4 protein-coding genes are annotated in these 4,832 nt (G+C 75.6%); 2 read left to right on the top strand and 2 right to left on the bottom strand.

Annotation, left to right across the window (positions count from 1 at the left end; translation table 11 throughout):
• Positions 1–144: 144 nt before the first annotated feature.
• Positions 145–1,608 (bottom strand): lytic transglycosylase domain-containing protein, encoded by a 1,464-nt coding sequence (locus ACFV6D_RS38605; protein WP_380563400.1) that lies wholly within the window; start codon positions 1,606–1,608, stop codon positions 145–147.
• A 673-nt stretch (positions 1,609–2,281) separates the two neighbouring features.
• Here ACFV6D_RS38605 and ACFV6D_RS38600 point away from each other — a divergent pair.
• Positions 2,282–2,665, top strand: a complete 384-nt coding sequence (locus tag ACFV6D_RS38600) for a hypothetical protein (protein WP_159398576.1) — start codon at positions 2,282–2,284, stop codon at positions 2,663–2,665.
• 33 nt (positions 2,666–2,698) lie between these two features.
• Positions 2,699–2,974, top strand: coding sequence for a hypothetical protein (locus ACFV6D_RS38595; protein ID WP_380563398.1), 276 nt, complete (start codon positions 2,699–2,701; stop codon positions 2,972–2,974).
• Between the two features lie 61 nt (positions 2,975–3,035).
• Here ACFV6D_RS38595 and ACFV6D_RS38590 read toward each other — a convergent pair whose 3' ends face one another.
• On the bottom strand, positions 3,036–4,670 hold the full coding sequence (locus ACFV6D_RS38590) for an alpha/beta hydrolase (protein WP_380563396.1): 1,635 nt from the start codon (positions 4,668–4,670) through the stop codon (positions 3,036–3,038).
• Positions 4,671–4,832 lie beyond the last annotated feature (162 nt).

Here is a 4,832-nt window from a genome sequence, read left to right as displayed (position 1 = left end):
TTTTTAAAACGAGCGCGGGGCGGGGGCGGGGTGGGACCCGGGCTTGGGCTCGCACTGGTTCACGGACCCGGGAGCGTAGGGGGGGGGGGGGGCACCGCGCACGCCCCGCACCAGGGGTGCGGGCCGTCGGCGGATGAGGCGGTGTCAGCGGGTCGGCGGGGCCGCCGAGGGGGAGAGGCCCGCGCTGGGGGTCGTGCTCGGGGCGGCGGAGGAGGGGGTGCCGCCCGGGGTGGGGGTGCCGCCGGGGGTCGGCGTCGCCGTGGCGCACCCGGGGGTGGCCGGGGTGCCGGTGGGCGTTCCGGTCGGGGTGGCCGTCGGGGACGGGCTGCCCGTCGGGGTGGTCGTGGCCGTGGCCGTCGGGCTCGGGCAGCCGGTGGGCGTTCCGGTCGGCGTCGTGGTCGGCGTCGTGGTGGGGGTGCCGGACGGGGTGCCCGACGGCGTTCCGGACGGGGTGCCCGACGGAGTGGTCGACGGCGTGGCGGACGGCGTGGCCGGCGCGGTCGACGGCGGCGTGCTGCTGGGCGTGCCCGTCGGGGTGGTGCTCGGGTCCGTCGTCGGCTGCGCGGAGGACGACTGCGTCGGGGCCGGCGAGGTCGGCTGCGCGCTCGGCGAGGGCTGCCCGCCCGGGGTCGGGGTGGTCGCGGGGGCGCTTGGCGTCCCGGCGGTGGCGCCCGGCGTCGTCCCGGTCGGGGGCAGCAGCGGCACGAGCGGCAGGAGCGGGGACGGCAGCGAGGCCGGCGGGGTCGAGGAGGCCGGGCGGTTCGGCACGGTGGTGACGGTGCCGCTGCCGTAGTGCGCCATCCAGTTGCGGACCGTCCGCAGGTACTCGCCCGAGTTGTTGTAGCTGAGGATCGCCCGGTCGAGCTGCGCCGGGTCGGCGAGGTCGCGCCCGCCCGCGCACAGGTAACGGGCGGCGCTCTCGGCGGCGTCGAAGATGTTGTTCGGGTCGGCCTTGCCGTCGCCGTTGGCGTCCGTGCCCCAGGTCGCCCAGGTGGAGGGGATGAACTGCATCGGTCCGACGGCGCGGTCCCAGCGTGCGTCGCCGTCGTAGCGCCCGCCGTCGCTGTCGGGTATCGCGGCGAAGCCGTTGCCGTCCAGGGCCGGTCCGAGGATCGGGGTGAGGGTCGTCCCCGCCGCGTCCACCTGGCCGCCGTTGGCCTGGCCGGACTCGACCTGGCCGATCGCGGCCAGCAGTTGCCACGGCAGGTGGCAGCCGGGCGAGCGCTGCGCAGCCGAGGCCTCGGCCTGGCGATAGGCGGCGAGCACGGTCGCGGGCAGGGCCGGGCCGGTGGCGGCGAAGGGGCCGGCGGTGGGCGCGCCGGGCACCGTGCCGGGCGGCTGCGGCAGTTGGACGGTGCCGCCGCCGTCGGCCGGGAGGCCGGTGCCGAAGGTGCTGCCGGCGCCGGCGGTCGGGCCGCCACCGGCCGGTGAGCCGGCGGTGTCCGGCGCCGTCACGGCGTCGGCGGCCGCGACCGGGGCGAGCCCGAAGCCCGTCACCTGGGAGCCCGTCAGCGCGGCGAGTGCGGTGAAGGCCGCAGCCGTCCCCGTGACCCGCTTGCCGAGCCGCAGCCCGCGCCCGCCCTGCACCTTGCCGAACCTCGCCGTCATACCGTGCCCCTCCCCGTAGCCGTCCCGGCCCTCCCGGAACGGATGAACCGCCGTCATCGTGCCTGCCGCCGGCCGGCGGCTCCCACAGTCGCAACGATTAGTATCACGACGATCTGACGCGACAGGGGTGGCCGGAGGTTGCCCCGGCCCGGCACCGGCGTCACAAGCCGCACGTCACCAGGGGCGGGGGAACTGCCGCTCGGGCTCGGTTCGGGGCCGGATCCGCGTCGCGGCCGGGCGGGCCGACGGCCCTGCCGGGTAAGCGAGTTGGCGTGCGCGCGCGTCCCCCGCAGGTTCCGTCCGTAGGCCCGGTGGCGGCGCCGGAGGGGTGTCCGGGTCGGGTGTCGGCGGCATATCCCCTTTCTGCCAAGGGAGTTGACCGAGGGCGTGCCGGTGGTGGGCCGGGCGTGCAGGGGCCCGGACCGGCGGTCCGGGGCGCGGGGGTGGTGCGTGCGCGTCGTTCCGGGCTCCCCGGCGGCGCCCGCCGTCGACCCTCCTGACCTGCGTGGATACCGGCCGCCGGGTGGGTGTTTCCCTACCAGGGCGGGCGTGCGGACGCCAGGGGGCGGCCCCAACTCGCCCCTGGACGGGTGACGTTCTGGTGAAAAGGGCATGCCAGGAATCTCCGCCCGGCATGCTGTGCCCCGTGACCATGCGGATGGAGGCCCGGACTGTGAGCGCGAACCTGCCCGAGACCGTCGCCGAGGGAGCGGTCGTCCTGCCGACCCCCCCTCGGGTGGTCGACGACCTGGCCCGCGACCTGACCCAGGCCGCGGCCGCCGTCCGGGCGGTCTCGCGGGTCGCCCGCAGCGGTGGGGACCTCGCCGTCGCCGCGTACACCGCCGTGGTGTGCACCGGGCGTTCGGCCGCCCGCGTACTGGAGGAGGCCGCCGCCTGGTGCCGGCAGGCCCCCGGGGCCGAGGTGCACTCGCTGGCCTGGGCCCGGGTGCCGGGGCACCGCGAGGACGTGGACGAGTACCGCGTCACCCTCGCCGTCAGCTTCCCCGACGACGAGACCGGCGAGCACCTCGGCGACACCCATCGCGCCCGTCGGTGAGGAAGCCGGTGAGGAATCCGTAGGATGATCCCCATGGGTGATGGGGACACGAAGCAGCTGACGGGCGACCAGTCGCAGGACGCGACGGGCGACGGCCCACGAGAGCTCTCGCGGGCCGCCGCCGTGGCCGTCACGGTGCTCGCCGCCCTCTGCGGCGCCGCCGTCCTGCTGGCCGTCTTCCACTGGCTGGGCTGGAGCGTCCCCTGGGTCGGCTGGATCGTCGCCAAGGCCGGCATCAAGCTCGCCGTCGGGGGCTTCGCCGGGCTCGCCGCCGCCTTCGCCTGGCTCCGGGCGCGGCTGAGGGCCTGACCGTCGCCGTACGGACCCTGAGACCCTGGGGCCAGCCCGCCGGACGAGGTCGCGCCCGGGGTCAACCCGCCTGCGGGGTGGGGCAGACGAGGTCGCGCTCGGGGGCGCGGTCGCCCAGCAGGTAGCTCTCGACGACGTTCGTGACGCAGGAGTTGGCGGTGGGGTACTGGCCGTGGTCGCCGCTCCCGGTGACGGTCACCAGCTTGGAACCGCGCAGCGCGCGGTGTGCGCCGAGCGCCGCCTCGTAGTACGTCGCCGGGTCGTGCACCGAGTTGAGCATCAGCACCGTCGGCAGGTGGGCGCCGGTCACCTTGACCTTGGGGGCGGGCGCGGTCGGCCAAGCCGCGCAGACCGCGCTGAAGGCCAGCGTGCGGGCGCCCACCAGCGGGTAGCGCGCGGTGTTCTCCGCGCCGTGCTGGACCCAGGTGTCCATGTCCTTGGTCCACGGGGTGTCGTTGCAGGTCACCGAGAAGTACTCGGCGAGGAACTCCGGGCTGAGGTACTGGCCGAACAGCCGCCCGGCCATCGCCTTGGCCGCGGGGTCGGCCCCCTGCCAGTCGTCGACCGCGGTCAGGGCCTGGGCGAGGAAGGGGAAGGTGTCCCGCTCGTAGATCGCGCTGATCGCGCCGTTGTCCAGCTGGTTCGGGCCGATCGTCAGGGAGCCGTCGACGATGGGCCGGTCGTGCAGCGCGGCGCGCCGCTGCTCCCAGCGCGCCTGCACCTCCTCGGGGGTGGAGCCCCAGTGGTAGGTGGCGTCGCGGGCCGCCAGCCACGGCACGAAGTCCTCGTCGAAGCGGCGCTGGAAGCTCATCGGCTGGCCCAGTTCGAACTTCTCCCAGGTGCCGTCGAAGCCGATGTTGCTGTCCAGGACCATCCGCTCGACCCGGTGCGGGAAGAGCGTTCCGTAGTAGGCCCCGATCATCGAGGCGTAGGACGGGCCGAAGTAGCTGAGCTTCTGCTCGCCGAGCAGGCCGCGGAACAGGTCGATGTCGTGGGCGGTCTGCTCGGTGTTCAGGTAGGGCAGCAGGTCGCCCGTGCGCTCCTGGCAACTGGCGGCCAGCTTCTTGGAGTTGGCGACCACCCGGTCGATCGCCGCCGGGGACTGGTCGCGGAAGTCGCCGGCCAGGAAGTCCTGGAACTCCTCCGGCGTCTGGCACACGGCCCGGGTGCTCTCGCCGACCCCGCGCTGGTCGAAGCCCACGATGTCGTACGCGGCGCCGACGGCCGGGGCGGCGGTGGCCAGGTTCGCCGGGCGCAGCAGGCCCGACGCGCCGGGGCCGCCGGCGGCCATCAGCAGCGTGCCCTTGCGCTTGGCCGGGTCGCCGGCGCGGTGCCGGGAGACGGCGATCGTCACGTCGGCGCCGGCGTCGGCGTGGTGCCAGTCGCGCGGGGCGGTCATGGTGGCGCAGTCCAGCGCCGGCTGCTTGGCGCAGGGCTGCCAGGCGAGGGTCTGGTGGGTGTAGCGGGCGGGGGCGACCTCGGCGTCGCCCGGGTTCCGGCCGGCGTCCGGGGCGGCGCTGGCGGTGGCCGGCACGGCGAGGCCGGCCAGGACGGCGGCGACGACGGCCACGGCGGCGCGCCGGGTGAGGGAGGCGGTGGCGCCGGCCGCCGGGGTGTGCGAGGCGGTGGTGTTCGGCGCGGTGGTGCTCGGCGTGATGGTGTGCGAGGCCGTGGTGTTCGATGCGTTGGTGTTCACGGGAATGATCCTGTCCGAGCCCGCCCTGACGGTCGATCATGCGGGGTTCCGTGTCCGGGGGGGGGGGTGGGGAACCCCCGACACCGGGGTTAGCCCCCGGGGGGGGTTGATCACGGGGGAGTTTAAACCAGAGTCGCCGCCCGCGCACAATCCACTGTTGTT

Origin of the sequence: Kitasatospora sp. NPDC059812 (assembly GCF_042732075.1) — a bacterium.
Classification (GTDB): Bacteria; Actinomycetota; Actinomycetes; order Streptomycetales; family Streptomycetaceae; genus Kitasatospora.
This window is presented reverse-complemented; position numbering and strand designations above follow the sequence as displayed.